The organism is Foetidibacter luteolus, assembly GCF_009650435.1.
Classification (GTDB): domain Bacteria; phylum Bacteroidota; class Bacteroidia; order Chitinophagales; family Chitinophagaceae; genus Foetidibacter; species Foetidibacter luteolus.
The window spans coordinates 336,225-356,740 of the sequence record NZ_VVIP01000035.1 but is presented as its reverse complement, the minus strand read 5'-3'; the positions used below and the strand labels follow the sequence as shown (position 1 = coordinate 356,740).

The following is a 20,516-nucleotide window of genomic DNA, read 5'->3' as shown; positions in this document are numbered from 1 at the left end:
ATTCAGGCATACTGGATTGTTATTTGCACGTATTGTTTAAATATTCGCACGATTTGTGCTGTTATTTACACGGCGGCAATAAATAAGAAGCGGAGAGCGTTTGACGACCTTTAGGTTTTAAGAATATTAGCTTAGTTTTGCCGCCGATGGCATAAAAAATCCCATATACCCCTGTTAAGACTAAAATTAAGAGAATGACCTATTTTGCCTTAGAAGCACTTTTTGCCTTTGCAGTTACTTTTTTTCTAATGCCAGTAATTATTAGAATTGCACAGGTAAAAAAACTATACGATACGTTTGACGAACGCAAGGCACACATAAATCCCACTCCACGGTTAGGCGGAATTCCCATTTTCGCCGGGTTAGTTTTAAGTTTATTATTAAGTTTAAACTTTGGTGATGGCCTGATGGCTTTTCAATACTACATTGCCAGTTTCTTTATCATTTTTACATTAGGTGTAGTGGATGATATTATTATCCTGGCTGCCTGGAAAAAAATGATCATCCAGCTATTTATAGCGGTATTGCTGGTAATGAAAGCCGGGCTGGTAATTACCAGCCTTCATGGGTTTATCGGCGTAGATGATATGCACCCCCTGGTTGCCAAGGGGTTTACCATACTAACCATATTCACCATTATCAACGCGTTTAATTTAGTGGATGGTATTGACGGGCTGGCCGCTTCTTTGGGAATTATAAGTTCGGCACTGCTTGCATTCTTCTTTTTATTTAACCAGGATTATGCTTACGCCATCCTGGGTTTTTGCATGGCAGGCTGCCTGTTGGGATTTTTGGTATACAACTTTCCGCCGGCAAAAATTTTTATGGGAGATTGTGGCTCTTTGCTTATTGGACTTGTAAGTTCCATTATGGTTATTCATTTCATTCAAACGGGAGCCTCTGTAAAGAGTTTTCCTGTAAATGCCACCCCTGCTATCGGCTTCAGCATTATTCTTATACCGTTGATGGATGCTTTACGGGTGTTTATTTTGAGGGTTTCGAAAGGCCAATCGCCTTTTGTGCCTGATAAAAACCACTTTCATCACTTATTGCTCCACAAAGGATATTCTCATAAAAGGATAACCCTTACGTTAGCGGCCATGACTATCACATCGGGCATACTGGCATTTTTTGCCCAGCGTTATTTTGGCACTACGGGTATTATACTCTCGCTTTGCTTTCTATTTTTCACTACTGTTTACCTCATCAAGACTTTTATATTCGACAAACCGGAGCTGCGTGTAATTGATGAAGAAATTCCTGCTTTGCCTTATGAAGGTGAGGTAAAGGTTGTTTCTATTTTCACGCCCGAAAAGGCCGCGGCAGCTAAAAAGGATTAACTACTTAATTATTACAGAAGCAACTTTGAACTTGCCGGATGCTTCTTCCAGCTTTTGTAATTCATCGTAAGAAAACTTATCGCTTATTACCCTGTTGAACAGTTTGTCGGATTTATCTGAAGTGTTCAGCAATTCGTATAATTCTTTTGCCTGCTCATCTCCCAGGATGTTGCTGGCATGCTGATAAAAGGTGTTTGAAAAAAGGTTCAACTGGCTAAATTCGTTGGACGGGCGTACTTTTTGCCTGAGTTTTATATACATTTCATTAAGCACCTCCGATATTTTGGATAGAACTTCAGAGAGCCGTTCTTTTTCGGCGGGATTGGCTTTTGCAAATTCAGAAGACACATGAAGGATTTCTTTGGATGCATCCCAAATGTCTTGTATCATATCCATAGAAGCAACTTTAGTGAGTTTAGTGTTTTTTGTTAGTGTTTAGTCCGGCAGAATTGACACGTGACATAATGGTAGATTTTTCACGGTTTCCAGCCTCAAAATAAACTTTTTTATTTTTATTGTGAAATGCAGGCAAAAATAAAGCTGTCAAAAATTCGCTACAGATAATGGCGCAATAGCTTCAGGAGCGGGTTGTAAGTTGGCCGTCTTTTTTCCCCAGCAGGGCAAAGCCAATGGCGGTAATAGTGCAAATGCCGGCATTCATCCACCATAATGTTGCGAAGCCGAACTTTTCAGCCGTGTAACTTCCGAATGATGGGGCTGTAATCTGCGCAATACTCCAGGCAATGGTATAAATAGCGGCGTATTGGCCGCGGTTATTTTCGCTGGTGCGGCTTATCCAGTAAGTATTCATAAAAGGCATGGCCAGTATTTCGCCAAGTGTCATAACAGCAACGCAAACAAATGCGCTTACTGCAACGCCAGGCAAAATGTTAAACAGCGCATAGCTTAACCCAACTGTAAACACCCCGGCCCTTATAAAAAAAGTGAGTGGCCTTTTTCCTTCTATGGAGTAAACAATAATCATTTCAATTACCACTATAATTAAGCCGTTAAGGGCCATCAGCAGGCCAATCATCTGTTCGGTAAGCTTCCACTCGTTCTTAAAAAATACAGGCTGTATGGTAAACAACTGGAAAAAGCAGGTAGCAAACAAAATAGTGAGCAGTGTAAAAAACAGGTAAGGCACATCCCGGTAGGCAGACTTTACAGGGGCGTTTTCTGCTGCCTGTGCAGTTTGTTTTTTATGGTTTACATAAGGCAGCAATCGCATTAAAAGCAGGGCTGCTACAATATTGGTAACACCATCAACCCAGAACAACAGGTTGTAGTTGATGGAAGCGATAAAACCGCCCAATGCACCTCCAAAAGACCAGCCCAGGTTAATCGCCAGCCGGTTTAAGGCATAAGACCGGGTGCGGTTTTCAGGTTTACTGTAAAAAGCCACCGCGGCGGAATTAGCAGGCCGGAAAGATTCGTTACAAACACTCAGCACAAAACTGCCGATGCACAATGCTGGATATGTTTTTAAAAAGCCGGTTACAATAAACATGCAACCACCCAGCAACAAGGCAGCAACCTGCATAGGGTAAAAGCCCACCTTATCTGTTATTATGCCGCCGATGAAAGCGCCTGTAACAGCACCGGCGCCAAAAAGCGCCATGATAAAACCTGCCTGCAAAAGGCTAAAACCCAGTTGCTGTGTACAATACATAGTCATAAACGGTACAACCATGGTGCCGCTGCGGTTAATTAACATAACCACGCTTAGGTACCAGGTTTTCCTGGAAAGACCGGTATAGGCATTTTTATACAATTGTGCTGTGGCTGCTATCATTGCCCGAAAATAAAAAAAGACACTGGCCCTTTAATACCGGTTATAATATTGTAATGCTGCAGCAGGTTTGCTGCTTAGGTATTTAAAGGATTATGTAACAACAGCGTGTTACACTTTGGGTGAGGGATTGAAGCGGCTACCCCGGTGAGGCCATCGCAGCAAAGAGTTTGTGCCGGAGTAATAGCACAAGCGAGGAAAAGCAACTAAATGTTGCTTTGACGAAGGTTGCGAACGTAGTTCTGCCCGACCCCTTGCGCAGCTTGGGGGCACCCCAAATAAATACAATAAAAAAGAGACATTGATAGTGCTATCCTTGCTGCGAGAAGTACACGATAGCCGCAATTACAACCAGCGCCAAAATAACGGCCAGTACAACCTTGGCTGTTGATACCGGCTTTTTGCCATGAATTTTGCCGGTTTGCCCGTTAATAAGAAAGTGATATTTTTTGCCTTTATAAAAATAAGAACATAACCATACAGGCAGCAGTATATGCTTATAGGTTTGTGCGGAGTAGTTGGTAGATACCTGGAGATCTCTGAAGGTATCTATGCGGCAAAGGTTGGCACAGGCATCGTAAATGGCATCTTTCATTACCTGCTCCGCTTTACTGTAGCCATCGCTTACGGCAATATCATAAACATCTGCCTGCCAGCCCGATAAATATTTTGCATCAAAATTTACCAGTTCCCCCAGCCTGAAAGGGAAGATGCTTTCATATTCATTCTGGGTAAGTTCGGTGGCGCCACCAATAAGCACATCATCAAAAAAATGGTTGTAAGTGCCGTTCCGGTAAATCCATTCTGTTCTTTGTACCTGCCTGCTTTGCCGTTTGCCCTGGCTATCGGTGTAACTCTCGGTAACCCAGTAATGCCTGCCGCCATAGCCTTGCCATTGGCTATCGGTTTGAGCATCGTATGTCCAAAAGGGCAGGTAAATACCATGCAGTGCATCCTGCCGGGCAAATTCTTTAAGATCGCCAGGCGCCCAAAAACCAGTACCTGTCCAGTGTTTGAAAATTTCCAGTGCCTTTTGTTTTTCAACAATAAAAGGCACTATGCCCGATGGCTGTATAATTCTTGTTTTATAAGCAACCGGGTTAACCACTTCAAAATTGCAGAAGCCACAGGTAAAAGTGGGTGTTTCAGAAGTAAAAACAGTTTGAGAGCCGCAGCGGGTACACTTATAAACCATTTGCTCAACGGTAACGCCGCTTGTATTGCTGCCGGCTGCAAGCTGCTGTTTAAGGCTGTTTTCAGTTATTTTATCGGCAGCCTTTTCAATAGCTACTTTGGTACCGCAATGCTCACATTCCAACTGCTGGCTGGCGGCATTAAAGTATAATTGAGAATTACAGCCCGGGCAAGGGAACAGTAAAAGATTATCCATGATGAGTATTACCGGCTGTTATTAAAGCAGTTAACTTTTATTGGGCCAATTACCTGAAAAGAATTTTTATGGGCCCGGCATAAGAATAAGCATGATAAGTAGTTGCGTCGCACTCTTGTACGTTCTGGCCATTACGCAGCAACATTACATGTTTTATAACTTGCCGAGTATCTCCGCCTTTTTTTGGTTAAACTCTTCTTCTGTTAATATACCCGCGGTTTTTAGTTCGCCCAGTTGTTTCAGCAGGTCAACCAGTTTTTGTTTATCGTTGGCATCTGCACCTGCTGCGGTTGTGGCCGGCTGTTGTTGTGGCTGGGGTTGCATAAGGTTGGTAAGAATAACCCCCGCACCAATGCCGGCGGTATTGGCAGCGCCGGGGTTATCGGCCAGTTTTTCTATGGCTATGCCGCCCTGCATCTGGTTAAACTGGTTAAGCCTGTCAGATAGCATGTTAAGCTCAGTGGTTTTATCCAGCATTTTTTCCACTTCTTCGGGCAGCGTTACATTTTCTATGTAAAACTTGCCCAGCTCTATGCCCCATGTTTCAAACTCAGTTTGAAAAACAGGTTTCAGTTTTTCGCCAATTTCCGTAAAGTTGGCGGCCAAGTCAAGTACGCTGATGCCTGCCTCTGCCAACCCTTCCGCCAGCTTGCTGATGATGGTATTGCGCAGTTGTTCGCTCACATCGTCAATGCGCACCCAGGGGTTGGTACCGGCAAATTCTTTAATAAACTTTTTGGGGTCTATTACCCGCATGGTATAAGTACCAAAAGAACGCAGGCGTACCTGTTTAAAAACCGGGTCACGCATGATAACCGGGTTGCTGGTGCCCCATTTAAGGTTGGTAAACTGTTTGGTAGAAACATAAAAAATATCCACCTTAAACGGAGAGTCAAAAAGGTATTTCCACGATTTTAAGGTAGTGGTAATGGGCATGTTCTTGGTGCTAAGCTCGTGCCTGCCGGGTATATATACATCTCCAAATTCGCCCTCATTCATTAACACGGCCACCTGCGATTCCCGCACGGTAAGCTGTGCGCCATTCATAATTTTATTGCCCTTGTCAGGAAACTTATAGATAACGGTATCATTGGTGTCGTCAACCCAGTCTATTACTTCAATGAATTCGTTTTTAATAAAGTCGAAGAGTCCCATAGAGAATTGTATTTAAGTTTTGGGTGGATAAGTTTTGTTTAGCTAATGTAGCATGTTGGTAGCAATTTGGGGCGTATTATTACAGCAGCGGACGTTACTTATTCTTTATCTCCAAAACAATTAAGCAGGGCAAGGTTTTTTAGGGGGTGTCCCTCGTACCTCGGGCCGGGCAGAACTGCGTTCGCAACCTTCGTCAAAAGCAACATTTAGTTGCTTTTAACTCGGTTGTGCTCATACTCCGGCACATGCCAGCCGCACAATACCTTCACCGGGGTATCCGCTTCAATCCCTCACCCGATTGTGCAGCACGCCGCTTCTTGCACAGGCAGGTTTGTACGGGCAAATCAGAATGCAACAGCCTGGCTTTAGCCAAAGTTATTATTGTCCTTCATCCCCGGCACACGCTCAACCGCACACCCAGCTACCTGTAACCTGCAACCCATATTTACCCAGCCATTACCTTTGCGCCGTGAGAAAGAAGAAAATACCTGTAATATTAGAAGATGTACTGGTGCAGGATTATGCCGCGGAAGGCAAATCGCTGGCCAGGGTTGAAGGGAAAGTGGTGTTTATTGAAAACACGGTTCCCGGCGATGTGGTGGACATCCGGCTGTATAAAAGCAAAAAAGACTGGGCCGAAGGCACAACCATACGTTTTAAGCAATATTCCCAGCAGCGGGAAAAGCCTTTTTGCTCCCACTTTGGTGTTTGCGGCGGCTGCCAGTGGCAAATGCTGCCCTACGGCCAACAGTTAAAATACAAACAAAAGCAGGTGCTGGATAACCTTACCCGCATAGGCAAGCTGCAACTGCCCGAAATGCTGCCTATTGCCGGTTGCGCAGAAGATAAATATTACCGAAATAAAATTGAATATACCTTTTGCACCAAACGGTTTATACCTGAGGAAGAATTTCTGCAAATGCGTGCCCGGCAGGCAGAAGGGGAGGAGATAGAGGATGGCGGAGCTTATGCCGGCTTTCATGCAAAGGGCATGTTTGATAAAGTGGTGGAGATTGACAAATGCTACCTGCAAAAAGAGCCCACCAATCAGCTACGCAATGCCATAGCGGCTTTTGCCAAAAAGAATGGTTACTCCTTCTACAACATACGTGAGCATCATGGTTTTTTACGTACCATGATGATACGCATGGCTTCTACCGGAGAGCAGATGCTGAACATTGTTTTTGGTTATGAAGACAAAGCAAAGCGGGAAGCACTGCTGGACTATGTGCTTAAGCAATTTCCATCTTTAACAACACTGCTCTACACCATTAACACTAAGAGAAACGACAGCATTTTTGACCTTGACCCCCAGGTGTATTTTGGCAAAGGCTACATTATAGAAAAGCTGGAAGACTTTCAGTTTAAGATAAGCCCTAAATCATTCTTTCAAACCAATACCCGCCAGGCGGAGCGGCTGTACGCCATTACCCGTGATTTTGCGGAACTTACCGGCCAGCAGGTGGTGTACGACCTGTACTGCGGAACGGGCAGCATTGGCATATTCGTAAGCCGGATGGCCAAAAAAATAGTCGGTGTTGAGGTAGTGCCCGAAGCCATTGCAGATGCCAAAGAAAATGCGGCGCTTAATAATATTCAGCATGCCTCATTTTTTACCGGCGATGTAACAGATATTTGCAATGATGATTTTTTTGCGGCCAATGGCAGGCCGGATGTGATAATAACAGACCCTCCCCGTGCAGGCATGCACGAAAAACTCGTTAAAAAACTGCTGGAAATTGCGGCGCCTACCGTTGTGTATGTAAGCTGCAACCCTGCCACACAGGCCAGGGACCTACAGCTATTAAGCGAAAAATACAACGTAACCAAAATACAGCCGGTGGATATGTTTCCGCATACGCACCATATTGAAAACGTTGTGCAATTGAAACTAAAGGCCGGATGAGAGAGTAACAGGTAAGCTTTATGCCCTGGTAAAGCCAATTTTTAACCTATGCCACTCTGCAGGGGGTGGGGCAGATTTCTATGGAGCGGAGTTAGTTATGTCAGATTTCAGGCCGGGCAATTTCCAGATATTACCAACGATTATTAAGAACCTGCTTATTATTAATGTGCTTGTTTACCTGGCACAGGTAACTGCAACCAAAGCGGTGGGCGAACACTACCTGGAAGATATTTTTGCACTACACACCTGGCAAAGCACTTTATTCAGGCCCTGGCAATTTGTAACCTATCTTTTTATGCATGGAGACTTCATGCACCTGTTAGGCAATATGTTTGTTTTATGGATGTTTGGCTCTGTGCTGGAAAATTTGTGGGGCCCAAAAAGGTTCCTTGTTTTTTACCTTATATCCGGCCTGGGGGCAGCTTTTTGCCACATGATTGCCTTATACTTTGAGAATAATGCGATGTTGAATGCTTACAATTCATTAATGGTGAATTCTCCAGATGCAATGAGTAAAATTCTTGCATTTATTGAAAAATATGATCCTGGTCACAGAGTTAATGACCCTACATACATAGTAGAGTTGCGGCTTAATACTGCTACTCTTGGTGCATCTGGTTCGGTTTTTGGTTGTTTAGCAGCGTTTGGTTACCTGTTTCCCAACAGGTATATCTACCTTAATTTTTTCTTACCCATAAAAGCTAAATGGTTTGTAATTGGATATGCGGCGGTAGAGTTCTTCAGTGCCGTGCAAAACTCGGCTGGCGATAATGTTGCGCATATTGCCCACCTTGGCGGCGCTTTAGTTGGATTAATTCTCGTATATTACTGGAACAAAACCAACCGGCGCAATTTTTATTAACAAAACATAAAAAAAGCCACTTATTAATATCAGGCAACTTTGAAAAACAAATTGTATGGGGGTAATGGAACAAAACCGGGGCAGAAGGTTGATGCTGGGCCAGAATAACAATGCTTTAACCTGGCTGATCATTATAAACGCGGTTGTTTTTGCGCTGTTTTATTTTGTTAAAATAGTGTACCTGTTCTCCAGTGGCAAAGCAGGCGTACCGGCTTTTGATGAGCAGATAGCTACCTGGGTTACCTTACCTGCCAACCTGGAAACCCTGAGCACCCGGCCGTGGACGGTGCTTACCCACATGTTTACCCACGTTTCTATATGGGGTTTGCTTACCACAGTTTTATGGCTTTGGGGTTTTGGTTATATTCTGCAGGACCTCACCGGTAATAACAAGCTTATTCCTCTTTACCTCTATGGCGGCCTTGTTGGCGCTGTTTTCTTTGTGGCTACCAGTAACATTTTTCCAAATTTAAGGGCGGGTATAAACAGCAGCTATGTGCTGGCCGGCGGCGGCGCCGCGGTTATGGCAGTGGCGGTTGCCACTACCACATTAGCGCCCGGGTACCGTATTTTCCCTATGTTAAATGGGGGTATACCGCTTTGGGTTTTTACGCTCATTTTTGTGGCCATAGATTACGCTACCATCGCCAGCGATAATGCGGCTTTCGGTTTCGCCCACCTTAGTGCGGGGTTGCTGGGTTTCCTGTTTATTCACCAGTTAAGGCGGGGGCATGACTGGGGTGCCTGGATGGGCAGCTTCTGGAACTGGCTTGATGACCTCTTTAGCCCTGAAAAAAAGCATGCGAAAAAATCTTCCGGCGATCAGCATTTCTACAAAACATCCAAAAAACCGTTTGAAAAGAAACCCCATTTTACGCAACAACGCCTGGATGAAATTCTTGATAAAATCAACCAGAAGGGTTACCACTTCTTAACGGATGAAGAAAAGGAGTTTCTTAAAAAAGCAAGTGAGCAAGACTTGTAAGTCTGTATTGTGCCCACTATTGTAAACACTCAGCAAAAAGCCTGGTACCCGCATAAAGCTGCATAGTGAACAGAACGCACAAGAGTGCGACGCAAGTAAAGCCCAATAGTAATTCCTGCTGACGGGCCCATAAAAATTCCTCTGCAATTCTTAAATGCCAGTTTATAAAACGTGCACGTTTTAATTAGTGTATGTGGTTTTGTTTTGCGGCCTGTTCTGCAAAATAACAACTGCTTTGTGCCTAATAATTCTTACTTTGGCAATGCAGGCATATTAAATAAATTAATGCCGCCCCCGTTGCTGCCGCTCTTTTAATTTTTGCACCAACCAGTTTATGAAAAAGGTATTTAAAGGTACTGGCATACTTATAAAAATTGTTGTTTCCGTTGTGTATATATGCTGTGTGCTGGCCGCGTATGTTCCTCCGTCATCACTGGCAATTTTAGGTACTTTCTCTCTGTTATTCCCTTATGTTTTGGCTGTAATGGTATTGTTATCACTTGTCAGTTTTTTAAAAAACCGCAGGCAGGGTTTGGTTTTGTTGCTGGTTACGGCTGCCGGTATTAAAAGCCTTGTCAACAGCTTTGCTTTTAACCTGCCAGCCACATGGAAAGCAGAAAAAAACACAGCCACGCTCAGGATACTTACCTGGAACATCCGCAGCTTTCAGATACCGGAACATGATGAGAACGCCATTGAAAAAATTAACTGGCGCACTACCATGGAGCACATAAAAGAATGGGACCCCGATGTAATTTGTATGCAGGAAGTTGCTTTGTACGAGTCAAAGGGCCGCCCGGATAAACATGTACGTGTACTGGATTCGCTGGGGTACAAATACCGCTGCAATTCAAATGACAGCATACGCACTTCGCCAAATTTTAAAGCTATTCATGGTGTAAGCATTTTTTCAAAACTGCCGCTGGCTGACAGTGCCGTTACTGCCATTTACAACGGAGACCATAGAGAAAACCTGTTAAGCGCAGATGTATTGTTTAACGGAAAAAAATTGCGTGTACACACCGCACACTTGCTTTCATTCAGCTTGTACGACAACGATGATTACTCTGAACGGGAAGAGCTTTATGAAAAAACAATTCAAAGAAGGCGTTCTATTTACCATAAAATAAAAAGTAAGGAAATAGTGCATGAGCAACAGGTAAGAACCATTAAAGCTACTATGGCCCAAAGCCCATATCCTGTTGTTTTTTGCGGGGATATTAATACCACGCCAGCCTCTTACACCTACAATTTGCTAAGGAGCGGGTTGCAGGATGCATACCTTAAAGCCGGTGCCGGTATTGGCAAAACATTTTACAGCCTGGCGCCAACCTTAAGAATTGATGTTTGTTTTGTTGACAAAGCATTCAGCATAACACAGTGTGCCGTAAAAAGGGTGTACGACTCTGATCATTTTCCTGTAATTACCGATATACAATGGAAGCAGTAACCATCATTTTTTTACATTTACAACATGGCAGGAGGCTTCTTTAGAAAATTTACCAAAAAATTTTTCATCGTCATCAATATCCTGGTGAGCCTTGCCTTTGTTGCCGCATGCCTGGCACCCTACCTTAACCCCGCCAAATGGTGGCTTATCGGTTTTTTAGGTCTTGCAGTGCCCTATCTTATTGTACTGCACATTTTTGCCATCATATTCTGGCTGGTGGCCAAGCCCCGTTGGGCCTTGCTGTCGCTGCTTACACTGGCGGTAGGGTACAAACAAATAACCGTTTTATTTGGCTGGCATTTCAGGCACGGTTTTGAGCAGCAAAAACAAGCCGGCCATATACGTTTTGTGGACTGGAATGTGGGCAATATGTATGGCATAAGCAAGAACCAGGAAAAACGCCGCCATAACCGCACCGAAATTGCTGATGCTGTGCTTAAAATGGAACCGGATGTAATTTGCCTGCAGGAGTTTAACCACTCCACCCGCCAGGGCCCGGAGGCGGATAATATTGCACTGTTCTCAAAAAAGTATCCCCACTATTATTTCTCCAAAGACTATAACAAAGACAATGGTTTTTATCAATACGGGTCCATTATTTTTTCGCGTTATCCAATTATCAAAACCGGCAGAACGGTTTACAAAGGCACCAGTATAGAAAGCCTTATTTACGCGGATATCAAACACAATGGCGATACCTTCAGGGTGTTTACCACGCACCTGCAATCTTTTAAGTTTAACGAATCTGATTACAAAGACCTGGAAAAAATAAAGGAGCAGGATGATGAAATGCTCTCCGCCTCAGAAAGCATTTTCCGTAAAATGAAACTGGCTTTTTCCCGCCGCGGCAGGCAGGCCGAAACGGTGCTGAAAGAAATGAACAAGAGCCCGCATCCATCCCTCATTTGCGGAGACTTTAACGATGTGCCCAACTCTTACGCTTATTTTCATATCCGCGGCAACCGGCAGGATGCCTTTCTTAAAAAAGACTATGGCATCGGCCGCACTTATAATGCCATAGCGCCAACCCTTCGCATAGATTATGTGCTGCCCGATAACAATTTTAATGTTCACCAGTTTGAAATGGTAGATGAAGACCTTAGCGATCACCTGATGCTGGTAACAGACCTAAGCCTCAATAAAAAATAGTATAGTCAAATCCCGGAATTTTTTTTGGGCGTGTCCCCAAGCTGCGCAAGGGGCCGGGCTTTCCGCTCATACTCCGCCGCAAAGCCATCGCACAGGCCCTCAGCGGGGTATCCGCTTCAATCCCTCACGCACATCCTGCACATCCCTGGTATTAGCCGTGCTGTTGAACGTGTCAAAACTGCATTAGCTTCGGCGGGCCAGGGTTTACTGTATTAAGCAAACACATCTATTTCATTGTTGCCTGTTCACCATTCACCAAAAAACTTTCGCATCTTTAAAATATTCTTCTTCCCCGTCCGTCAGCCAATAGTAATGGATGGGGCTGTTACCACATATAACCAAATGCCTTCGGAGAAGCGTAATATCACGGACATTATTAATACCTACAGCAAACGGCTGATGGGTTTTATCCGCAAACGTGTATCCAGCGAGGCGGACGCCGAAGACATACTGCAGGATGTGTTCTACCAGTTAATTGGCAACACCCAGCCCATAGAACAGTTAACCGCCTGGCTTTTCAGGGTTACGCGTAATAAGATAACAGACAGGCAGCGTAAAATGCAGCCAGACCTGCTGGATGACATTTTTGAAGACGATGAAGAAGATGGTTTGGCTGGCTGGGCCGGGCTGCTTTTTGAAGGTGGCGATAACCCTGAAACAGAATTTCTGCGTACCGTGTTTTGGGAAACATTAAACAATGCACTTAACGAATTGCCCGAAACGCAAAAGCAGGTATTTGTATGGAATGAGCTGGAAGACATACCGTTTAAAGTAATTGCGGAACATACAGGCGAAACTGTAAACACGCTCATATCAAGAAAAAGGTACGCGGTGCTGCACCTGCGAAACAGGTTAAGCAGCCTGCGGGATGAATTACTCAACTATTAAACAGAAAGTTATGAAAAGATATTTCTGGGGAAAGAAACTGGTGATGCTGGCTATTTTCATTTTCGCGGTTATTACACCATTAAGCTTTATTGTAATGGCTTTGTGGAATAACATATTGGTTCCGGTGCTGCAGGTTAATGCTATCGGCTTTTGGCAGGCGCTGGGCATATTCACATTATGCAGGATACTTTTTGGCGGCTTACCCGGCAGATGGGGCCGTGGCTACGGCGGTCATTGGGGCGGCCCGTCATTTGAGAAGCGGAAGGAAATGATGGAGAAGTGGCAAAACATGACACCGGAGGAACGACAAAAGTTTAAGCAGGAATGGCGAAAACGTTGCGGGCACTGGAAGTACGGTAAACGGGAGGAAGACATTGCCGGTAAACCCGGTCAGGAAGAAAAGATTATCTGACAAACCAACATGATATGGAAATTTTAGTTTTTAAAACCAATGTGGAAGACAGGAAGCATGTTCGCAAGCTGTTTCGTATTCTTAGGGCAATACAGGGAATTTTGAAATGGAATGTTGACCTGGAAGACAATGACAAAGTATTGCGTGTTGAGGCAGTTAGCCTTTCGCCGCATGCTATTGAAAACGTAATGCAGAGGGCTGGTTATTACTGCAAGGAGTTGGAAGGATAAGATTACATAAGGCCAGCCGTACATTGCCAGGATACATATCTGAACAAAAAATAATCCGCATAAAAAAGGGGCTGTAATAAACGGCCCCCTTAAAAGAATGTCCCTGGTATGTCAGGATGCCGAAAGGTCATCGTAAGTATAAAGCGGGTTAATGGGAGCATTGGGCTCCATTTCAAAAACGGGTTTTATCAAACCGTCTTTTAAACCATACACCCACCCGTGCAGGTGTGGCCGCTGCTCATGCCGCCATGCCCGCTGAATAATAGATGTTTTGGCAAGGTGCAATACCTGCTCCACCACATTCAGTTCCACCAGGCGGTCAAACCTGGCTTCATCATTGGCAATTCCTTTCAGTTCCTCGCTATGCAGGTGGTAAACATCCTTGATGTTCCTCAGCCACATGTTAAGTACCTGTTTGTAATCATGGTTGCTCATAGCCGCTTTAACACCGCCGCACCCGTAGTGGCCGCAAACAATTACATGCTTTACTTTAAGGTGTGCTACGGCATATTCCAGTACGCTCAGCAGGTTTACATCGGTATGTATTACCAGGTTGGCAATGTTGCGGTGCACAAAAATTTCACCGGGTTTGGTACCGGTAATTTCGTTGGCCGGCACGCGGCTGTCGCTGCAGCCAATCCATAAAAAATCCGGGGTTTGAATATTCGCAAGCCGGTTGAAAAAATCCGGGTCATCTTCCACTGCTTCCTGTGCCCAGGCTTTATTCTCTAATAATAATTTCTGGTAGGATGTAACCATTGGTTGATAATTTTTAGTTTAATTGAAATTCATATTTCTGTTCGTTCACTAACTGGTGCATTGGCTTGCTGAGGCTTTTTTTTAGCTCCACTTTAATACCTTTAAGATGGGCGTGGCACATAAAATCATTAATAACTTCCACTACATCTTTGTCAATAAAATCAGCTCTTGAAATATCAATTAACACGTAGCTGTTTTCAGGCACATTCTCAAGTTTTCTTTTTAAAATTGGCTTATTCAGAAAAGATACATCCTTGCGCAGCCTTACCAGGTATTTGTTTTCGTCGTGCACAATAAACACTGCCGATTTAAAATTACTTCTTAAAACAAAGAATAAACCAACAGCAATGCCAATTAAAATACCTACCAGCAGGTCTGTTAAAATGATGGCTATAATGGTTACCACAAAAGGTATAAACTGGTCAAGGCCTTTTTTAAAGAATGCTTTAAAAACAGAAGGTTTGGCCAGCTTGTAGCCGGTATAAATAAGTACCGCCGCCAGTGCAGACAGTGGGATGAGGTTCAGCACCCGGGGAATAAAGGCAACGCACACCAGTAACAAAACACCATGCAGGATGGCTGACATTTTTGTTCTGGCGCCTGCGTTTACGTTGGCGGATGTACGAACGATAACAGAAGTTACGGGCAAGCCGCCAATAAGGCCTGAAAGCATGTTGCCAATTCCCTGGGCTTTCAGTTCCCTGTCGGTAGGTGTTACGCGTTGGTAGGGGTCAAGCTCATCGGAAGCTTCAATATTCAGCAGCGTTTCCAGGCTTGCTACAATGGCTAAAGTGGCCCCTGTTAGCCACACATCGCTCCTGCCCAGGTAACTAAGGTTAGGCATGGTAAAAAAGGAAAAGAAATTCTTTATGTCAGTAGCTATGGGAATATTTACCATTTGCTCCTGTGTTAACTGTCCGGCAGCGCCGGAACTAATATTCCACTGGTTGATAAGTACCCCAACAATAACAACTATCAGCGGCGCTGGTACCAGCTTTAGAAAGCTGACTTTTTTTACCAGCACCTTCTCCCATACAATTTGGATAAGCAGCGAAACGGCGCCAATAACAAGCGCCAGTACAGTTAGCTTATTAAAAGCACTGAATATGCCTGAAAAAGTATTTTCCCTGTCTTTTTGCAAAAAGGTTTCATCCCCTTCAAAATCCGCATCATAACCCACCAGGTGCGGAATTTGTTTTAGTATCAGTATGATGCCGATGGCCGCCAACATACCGTTAATAACGCTGGACGGTACATAATCCCCCAGGAAACCTGCTTTGGCAATACCAAGGATAAGCTGAATTACCCCTGCTATAACAACAGAAAGCAAAAAGGCGTCAAAGGCCGGCATTTTTCCAATAGCTACCGCAACAATGGCTGTTAAACCGGCGGCAGGGCCGGTTACGCTAACATTAGAGCCACTGAGGGAACCTACTACAATGCCCCCCACAATACCGGCTATAAGGCCGGAAAACAATGGCGCCCCGGAGCCAAGAGCAATACCCAGGCAGAGGGGTAATGCTACTAAAAATACAACAAGGGCAGCAGGCAGGTCAGCACCCGCGTTTTTCAAAAAGCTTTTCATAAACGACAACGATGTAGATAACGAATAAATCCGAAATATTTGGTAATGCAACGAATGGTAGATAATACGATGTAATAGCGGGCTAAATATTGGGAGGAGGGGTTTGTATTTCGCCTTCGTGATTGTCTGGCAGGGTGCTGGCAAAATGCCTGTAATTTTCCTCGCTAAAAAGTGTGGCCGGGGCAATGTTGTCAAAGTAGTCATGCCTTACAGGCTCAAACTTAATATCCTCAGATTTTTCAGCGCCAAATGAGTGGGGTAGTTCTTCGGTTAACTGGTTACTATATAGCAATGAACCTACCTGCCGCAACGGCAGCAACTGGATGCTGAAAACCAGCAGGCACAATATAGTTAACCATTTTCTCATCGGCGTATAATGCAAAATAAGACATTCACTTATAAAAACGGTTACGTATGCCGGAAAGTTTAACAAAAAGATGATGGCAGGAGGACGCCCGGCAATTGTGTTGGTTAGCGGGGCGTGGAATATATTCCAAACCCCGCTTCTCATTCATTGCAGTTCGCCTGTATTTATATGTTAAGGCCGCCGCAGGTGCTTAATACCTGCCCTGTTATATAGGCGCTCATGTTACTGGCGAGAAATAAAGTAGTATCAGCAATTTCTTCTGCCTTGCCAAAACGGCCCAGTGGAATTTTTTTGAGGAACTCATCTGCGCTGCTGCCTTTAAGGTAATGGGTCATATCTGTTTCAACAAAGCCGGGTGCTATGGCATTACAGCGTATGTTGCGGCTGCCCAGTTCTTTGGCTACAGATTTTGTAAAGCCTATTATGCCGGCTTTGCTGGCCGCGTAACTTGCCTGGCCGGCATTGCCGCTAATGCCTATAATGGAACTCATGTTAACAATGCTGCCGGATTTGGCTTTCATCATGGGTTTAATAACCTGCTTGGTCATGTTGAACACGCTCTTGAGATTGATGGTTATTACATCATCCCACTGTTCAGGTGTTAAACGCAGCAGAAGGTTGTCTTTGCTTATACCGGCATTGTTTACACAAACGTCTATTGTGCCAAATTCTTTTAATACATCAGCCACAAAGGTTTCGCTTTGTGCAAAGTCTCCCGCATTGCTTTTGTAGGCTTTGCTTTTAACGCCCAGTTGCTGCAGCCGCGCTTCCAGCGCCGCCGCTTTTTCCGCACTGCTGTCACTAACATACGTAAAAGCTACATGGGCGCCATGTTCTGCAAATTTTAAAGCAATGGCTGCGCCAATACCGCGGGCCGCACCGGTAACTATAGCTACTTTTCCGTCTAATAATTTCATGGCAACTTTTTTAGGTGGACAAATGTAATACTTCTCAACATCGGTGTACCAATCGTTTGCAGTAATCGTATTTTACTAAGCGGAGACAAATATTGATACGGAGACGAATTGCTGCCCAAAGAACCGGACGATAAAGTGATTGCGACGCAACGATGATGCTACAGGGATATGTCGCTGGTATCATAAAAAGGCAAGTGGGGGATGGAAGATCGCCAGTGGGGGCAGCGCTTGATTTACCTGTGTGGTTTCGTAACTCAGTTTTCCGCGGGGCGTATATCTATCAGCCGCAGTTGCAGGTTTTTTTCACCGTTCCACTCATTCAGGTCGAGTGTAAAAGCAATATCAGTTTCTTTACACAGTTGCAAAGTGGTTAATTTTTCGGCCATATCAAAGCCGATGCCGCTAAACTGAACGTTCCCTTGTTTTACTTCCAGGCGCAGGTGCTTTTCTTTCAATATGCGGGAGTAACCGGTATCGCTAACCTTACGTGCAATAAAAACGGGCCGCATATTGCCCGGGCCAAATGGCTCCATCTGGCGTAGGATATTGTAAAAGCTTTGGGTTAACTCAGCAAAGTTCACTTCCGCGTCAATAGTTATTTGTGGCACCAGCAGGTGCTCTTCAATTGATTTTGAAACTACTTCCTCAAACTTAAGGCTAAAGGCATCCACATTTTCAGGTTTCATGGTCATACCGGCGGCCGCAAAATGGCCGCCATAACCCAGCAGGTGGTCCCGGCAGGCGTGTATGGCTTCGTAAAGGTTAAAACCCGCCACACTCCTGGCGCTGCCTGCCACAACATCGCCACTTTTGGTAAGTACAATGGTTGGGCGGTAAAAACCCCGCTCTATTAACCGAGATGCCACAATGCCTACCACCCCCTTATGCCAGTGCTCCTGGTAAACAACCGTTGTTTTTCTCTTACTAAGCGCTTCATTGCTTTTAATAATACCAAGCGCCTCTTCGGTAATATTCTCATCGGCTTCCTTGCGTTCCGCATTATCATTGTGCAGCATTTCGGCAAAGCCAAGAGCCTTATTAAAATCCTGCTCTATAAATAACTGCACTGCTTTGCGGGCATCATCCATACGGCCGGCGGCATTAACACGGGGGGCGATAATAAAAACCAGGTTGCTAACCATCATTTCCTTTTCAACGGCTGCCAGCTTCATCAAGGCTTTAATGCCGGTGCAGGGGTTTTCATTAACCTTTTTAAGGCCATACCAGGTTAATATCCTGTTTTCACCGGTAATGGGTACAATATCAGCGGCTATGGCTGTTGCCACCAGGTCAATATATTTCAGGTAGCTGTCATCCGGCAGTTCAAAAGTTCTGCTTAGTGCCTGCATTAGTTTAAAGCCCACGCCGCAGCCGCACAGTTCTTTATAAGGGTAATTACAACCTGGCTGTTTAGCATTAAGTATAGCCACGGCGGCGGGCAATTCTTTTTCAGGAAGGTGGTGGTCGCAAATGATGAAGTCAATACCCAGTTGCCGGGCATAAGCCACCAGTTCAACTGATTTTATGCCGCAGTCCAGTGAAATGATTAGGGAAGCGCCGGTTTGCAGGGCATAGTCAATACCGGCTTTTGAAATGCCGTACCCCTCCCGGTAGCGGTGTGGAATATAATAATCAACCTGTGTGTAAAGTTGGGTAAGATAGCTGTACATAGCCGCTACGGCTGTAGTGCCATCCACATCATAGTCGCCAAAAACAAGAATTTTTTCCTGGCGGTTAAAAGCAAGCTGTATCCTGTTAACAGCCCGCTGCATGTCTTTCATCAAAAACGGGTCGTGCAGGTCTTGAAGGCTGGGGCGAAAAAATGCTTTAGCCTCATCAAAGCTTTCTATCCCCCGCTGGGCAAGTATGCTGCAAAGGGTTTTATTAATGCGCATGCCGGTATGCAGGCTGGCTGCCGTATGCACAGGGGTTTCCAGTATTTTCCAGCGTTTGTCCATTTAAAATTTACGGTCTGTAGTAAAACGAACCAGGTCTTCCAGGGCATCCCTTACTTCATTTTGAGGAAATTGATGCAAAAGGGCAAGGGCCTCATTTCTAAAGTAAAGCATTTTTTCTGTAGCGTAGGCAATGCCACCGTTTTCCTGTACGGCGTCTGTAACAAACTTTACTTTATCCTTTTGGGTATTCTCGTTCTTAATAATATATATAAGCTTGCGCTTAAGTTCACGGCTGCAGTTATTGAGCGTATAAATAAGCGGCAGGGTTAATTTTTTTTCTTTAATGTCGTTGCCGGTAGGTTTACCTATGTTTTGGTTGCTGTAGTCAAAAAGGTCGTCTTTTACCTGGAACGCCATGCCCACCATTTCACCAAACTTTTGCATGGTTTGCGTGGCCGTGGGGTCTTCAAAAGTGGTAGAAGCCCCGGCAGCGCAGGCAGATGCCAGCAGCGACGCGGTTTTGCCTTTTATTATTTCGTAATAAACCTGCTCATCCAGGTTTAGTTTGCGTGATTTTTCCATTTGCAGCAATTCGCCTTCGCTCATCAGTTTCACAGCGTCAGAAAGTATTTGCAGCGCCTGGTAATCTTTATGGTTAAGGGAAAGTAGCAGGCCTTTGGATAAAAGATAATCGCCTACCAGCACGGCAATTTTGTTTTTCCATACCGCGTTAAGCGAAAAAAAACCCCGGCGTTCCATAGATTCATCCACCACATCGTCATGTACAAGCGTGGCGGTATGCAACAGCTCCACCAGCGATGCGGCCCGGTAGGTGGATGGATTTATTTCCCCACCCAGTTTAGCGCTTAATAAAACAAACATAGGGCGCAGTTGCTTGCCTTTGCGTTTTACTATATATGCCATAATCCTGTCTAGCAGCGCTACCCTGCTTTTAACGGCCTCCCTGAAATGTCCCTCGAATTCTGCAAGCTCTTTCTGAATAACTTTTAGCGCTTTTTCCATGATGCTGAACTTAGCTGCAATATAGTTCCTATTAATATTGCAGCATATATTCAATTTTAGGGATTGTATTTTCCCTCACCGCAAACCTGTTTGTCCGGGGGGTAAGCTAACCCGTGCAGCCTTTAGTTAAACGTAAACAACATTTTCAGGGGGTGCCCCCAAGCTGCGCAAGGGGTCGGGCTTTCCGCTCATACTCCGCCACAAGGCCATGCTGCAAAGGCTTCAGCGGGGTATCCGCTGCAATCCCTCACCCAAAGTGCAGCACGCCGCATGTTTCACTCGCAGCTCCCAGGTAAAAACGAAATGTCTTTTAGGTATCGCCTCGCCGGGCAAATAGGTGAAATAGCTTTAAGTTGTGACGGTTGAAATTTTAGTATGGAAGTAATGTAACTGACATCTTAAGTAATA

The 20,516-nt window shown here is 44.7% G+C and carries 19 protein-coding genes; 9 read left to right on the top strand and 10 right to left on the bottom strand.

Features of this window, described 5'->3' with window-relative positions; genetic code table 11:
- Positions 1 to 248: 248 nt before the first annotated feature.
- On the top strand, positions 249 to 1,340 hold the full coding sequence (locus F0364_RS10810; RefSeq protein WP_207632608.1) for an MraY family glycosyltransferase: 1,092 nt from the start codon (positions 249 to 251) through the stop codon (positions 1,338 to 1,340).
- Here the strand turns inward: F0364_RS10810 and F0364_RS10805 are convergent, their stop codons facing one another.
- The 4 genes from F0364_RS10805 to F0364_RS10790 form a co-directional block, all read right to left on the bottom strand.
- A complete protein-coding gene (locus F0364_RS10805; protein WP_153797786.1) occupies positions 1,341 to 1,736 on the bottom strand; it encodes a hypothetical protein in 396 nt (131 codons plus the stop codon). It lies immediately after the preceding gene.
- Positions 1,737 to 1,917: 181 nt separating this feature from the next.
- On the bottom strand, positions 1,918 to 3,135 hold the full coding sequence (locus F0364_RS10800) for an MFS transporter (RefSeq protein WP_153797785.1): 1,218 nt from the start codon (positions 3,133 to 3,135) through the stop codon (positions 1,918 to 1,920).
- Positions 3,136 to 3,442: 307 nt separating this feature from the next.
- Positions 3,443 to 4,522: a TFIIB-type zinc ribbon-containing protein gene (locus F0364_RS10795; RefSeq protein ID WP_153797784.1), complete on the bottom strand. Its 1,080-nt coding sequence runs from the start codon at positions 4,520 to 4,522 to the stop codon at positions 3,443 to 3,445.
- A 153-nt stretch (positions 4,523 to 4,675) separates the two neighbouring features.
- A complete protein-coding gene (locus F0364_RS10790; protein ID WP_153797783.1) occupies positions 4,676 to 5,677 on the bottom strand; it encodes an SPFH domain-containing protein in 1,002 nt (333 codons plus the stop codon).
- 469 nt (positions 5,678 to 6,146) lie between these two features.
- Between F0364_RS10790 and rlmD the strand changes: the two genes are divergently transcribed.
- The 8 genes from rlmD (at position 6,147) to F0364_RS10750 (ending at position 13,559) form a co-directional block, all read left to right on the top strand.
- On the top strand, positions 6,147 to 7,583 hold the full coding sequence (gene rlmD, locus F0364_RS10785; RefSeq protein ID WP_235921055.1) for a 23S rRNA (uracil(1939)-C(5))-methyltransferase RlmD: 1,437 nt from the start codon (positions 6,147 to 6,149) through the stop codon (positions 7,581 to 7,583).
- Between the two features lie 97 nt (positions 7,584 to 7,680).
- A complete protein-coding gene (locus F0364_RS10780) occupies positions 7,681 to 8,445 on the top strand; it encodes a rhomboid family intramembrane serine protease (RefSeq protein ID WP_153797781.1) in 765 nt (254 codons plus the stop codon).
- Between the two features lie 64 nt (positions 8,446 to 8,509).
- A complete protein-coding gene (locus tag F0364_RS10775) occupies positions 8,510 to 9,430 on the top strand; it encodes a rhomboid family intramembrane serine protease (RefSeq protein WP_207632607.1) in 921 nt (306 codons plus the stop codon).
- Positions 9,431 to 9,764: 334 nt separating this feature from the next.
- The gene (locus tag F0364_RS10770; protein ID WP_153797779.1) at positions 9,765 to 10,880 is read left to right on the top strand and encodes an endonuclease/exonuclease/phosphatase family protein; all 1,116 of its coding nucleotides are present in this window, start codon (positions 9,765 to 9,767) and stop codon (positions 10,878 to 10,880) included.
- A gap of 24 nt (positions 10,881 to 10,904) precedes the next feature.
- Positions 10,905 to 12,029 (top strand): endonuclease/exonuclease/phosphatase family protein, encoded by a 1,125-nt coding sequence (locus F0364_RS10765; RefSeq protein ID WP_153797778.1) that lies wholly within the window; start codon positions 10,905 to 10,907, stop codon positions 12,027 to 12,029.
- A 342-nt stretch (positions 12,030 to 12,371) separates the two neighbouring features.
- The gene (locus F0364_RS10760) at positions 12,372 to 12,917 is read left to right on the top strand and encodes an RNA polymerase sigma factor (protein WP_235921054.1); all 546 of its coding nucleotides are present in this window, start codon (positions 12,372 to 12,374) and stop codon (positions 12,915 to 12,917) included.
- A gap of 10 nt (positions 12,918 to 12,927) precedes the next feature.
- Complete coding sequence (locus F0364_RS10755; RefSeq protein ID WP_207632606.1) at positions 12,928 to 13,329, top strand: hypothetical protein; 402 nt, start codon at positions 12,928 to 12,930, stop codon at positions 13,327 to 13,329.
- A 14-nt stretch (positions 13,330 to 13,343) separates the two neighbouring features.
- Complete coding sequence (locus tag F0364_RS10750; RefSeq protein WP_153797776.1) at positions 13,344 to 13,559, top strand: hypothetical protein; 216 nt, start codon at positions 13,344 to 13,346, stop codon at positions 13,557 to 13,559.
- 111 nt (positions 13,560 to 13,670) lie between these two features.
- Here the strand turns inward: F0364_RS10750 and F0364_RS10745 are convergent, their stop codons facing one another.
- The 6 genes from F0364_RS10745 to F0364_RS10720 form a co-directional block, all read right to left on the bottom strand.
- Complete coding sequence (locus F0364_RS10745) at positions 13,671 to 14,318, bottom strand: carbonic anhydrase (protein ID WP_153797775.1); 648 nt, start codon at positions 14,316 to 14,318, stop codon at positions 13,671 to 13,673.
- A gap of 13 nt (positions 14,319 to 14,331) precedes the next feature.
- Positions 14,332 to 15,903 carry a SulP family inorganic anion transporter gene (locus F0364_RS10740; protein WP_153797774.1) on the bottom strand — a complete coding sequence of 524 codons (1,572 nt, stop codon included), beginning with the start codon at positions 15,901 to 15,903 and terminating at the stop codon, positions 14,332 to 14,334.
- An 82-nt stretch (positions 15,904 to 15,985) separates the two neighbouring features.
- A complete protein-coding gene (locus F0364_RS10735; protein ID WP_153797773.1) occupies positions 15,986 to 16,270 on the bottom strand; it encodes a hypothetical protein in 285 nt (94 codons plus the stop codon).
- 164 nt (positions 16,271 to 16,434) lie between these two features.
- Positions 16,435 to 17,187, bottom strand: coding sequence for a 3-oxoacyl-[acyl-carrier-protein] reductase (gene fabG / locus F0364_RS10730; RefSeq protein ID WP_153797772.1), 753 nt, complete (start codon positions 17,185 to 17,187; stop codon positions 16,435 to 16,437).
- A gap of 254 nt (positions 17,188 to 17,441) precedes the next feature.
- A complete protein-coding gene (recJ, locus tag F0364_RS10725; RefSeq protein WP_153797771.1) occupies positions 17,442 to 19,145 on the bottom strand; it encodes a single-stranded-DNA-specific exonuclease RecJ in 1,704 nt (567 codons plus the stop codon).
- Positions 19,146 to 20,108, bottom strand: coding sequence for a polyprenyl synthetase family protein (locus F0364_RS10720; RefSeq protein WP_153797770.1), 963 nt, complete (start codon positions 20,106 to 20,108; stop codon positions 19,146 to 19,148).
- Positions 20,109 to 20,516: the final 408 nt, after the last annotated feature.

Bases quoted from the DNA above. Each gene is read 5' to 3' on its own strand.
- F0364_RS10780 (WP_153797781.1), top strand. From the start codon at position 7,681: ATGTCAGATTTCAGGCCGGGCAATTTCCAGATATTACCAACGATTATT.
- F0364_RS10770 (WP_153797779.1), top strand. From the start codon at position 9,765: ATGAAAAAGGTATTTAAAGGTACTGGCATACTTATAAAAATTGTTGTT.
- F0364_RS10760 (WP_235921054.1), top strand. From the start codon at position 12,372: ATGCCTTCGGAGAAGCGTAATATCACGGACATTATTAATACCTACAGC.
- F0364_RS10740 (WP_153797774.1), bottom strand. From the start codon at position 15,903: ATGAAAAGCTTTTTGAAAAACGCGGGTGCTGACCTGCCTGCTGCCCTT.
- fabG (WP_153797772.1), bottom strand. From the start codon at position 17,187: ATGAAATTATTAGACGGAAAAGTAGCTATAGTTACCGGTGCGGCCCGC.
- F0364_RS10750 (WP_153797776.1), top strand. From the start codon at position 13,344: ATGGAAATTTTAGTTTTTAAAACCAATGTGGAAGACAGGAAGCATGTT.
- F0364_RS10720 (WP_153797770.1), bottom strand. From the start codon at position 20,108: ATGGAAAAAGCGCTAAAAGTTATTCAGAAAGAGCTTGCAGAATTCGAG.
- F0364_RS10775 (WP_207632607.1), top strand. From the start codon at position 8,510: ATGGAACAAAACCGGGGCAGAAGGTTGATGCTGGGCCAGAATAACAAT.
- F0364_RS10810 (WP_207632608.1), top strand. From the start codon at position 249: ATGCCAGTAATTATTAGAATTGCACAGGTAAAAAAACTATACGATACG.
- recJ (WP_153797771.1), bottom strand. From the start codon at position 19,145: ATGGACAAACGCTGGAAAATACTGGAAACCCCTGTGCATACGGCAGCC.
- F0364_RS10745 (WP_153797775.1), bottom strand. From the start codon at position 14,318: ATGGTTACATCCTACCAGAAATTATTATTAGAGAATAAAGCCTGGGCA.
- F0364_RS10755 (WP_207632606.1), top strand. From the start codon at position 12,928: ATGAAAAGATATTTCTGGGGAAAGAAACTGGTGATGCTGGCTATTTTC.
- F0364_RS10805 (WP_153797786.1), bottom strand. From the start codon at position 1,736: ATGGATATGATACAAGACATTTGGGATGCATCCAAAGAAATCCTTCAT.
- F0364_RS10790 (WP_153797783.1), bottom strand. From the start codon at position 5,677: ATGGGACTCTTCGACTTTATTAAAAACGAATTCATTGAAGTAATAGAC.
- F0364_RS10795 (WP_153797784.1), bottom strand. From the start codon at position 4,522: ATGGATAATCTTTTACTGTTCCCTTGCCCGGGCTGTAATTCTCAATTA.
- F0364_RS10765 (WP_153797778.1), top strand. From the start codon at position 10,905: ATGGCAGGAGGCTTCTTTAGAAAATTTACCAAAAAATTTTTCATCGTC.
- F0364_RS10735 (WP_153797773.1), bottom strand. From the start codon at position 16,270: ATGAGAAAATGGTTAACTATATTGTGCCTGCTGGTTTTCAGCATCCAG.
- F0364_RS10800 (WP_153797785.1), bottom strand. From the start codon at position 3,135: ATGATAGCAGCCACAGCACAATTGTATAAAAATGCCTATACCGGTCTT.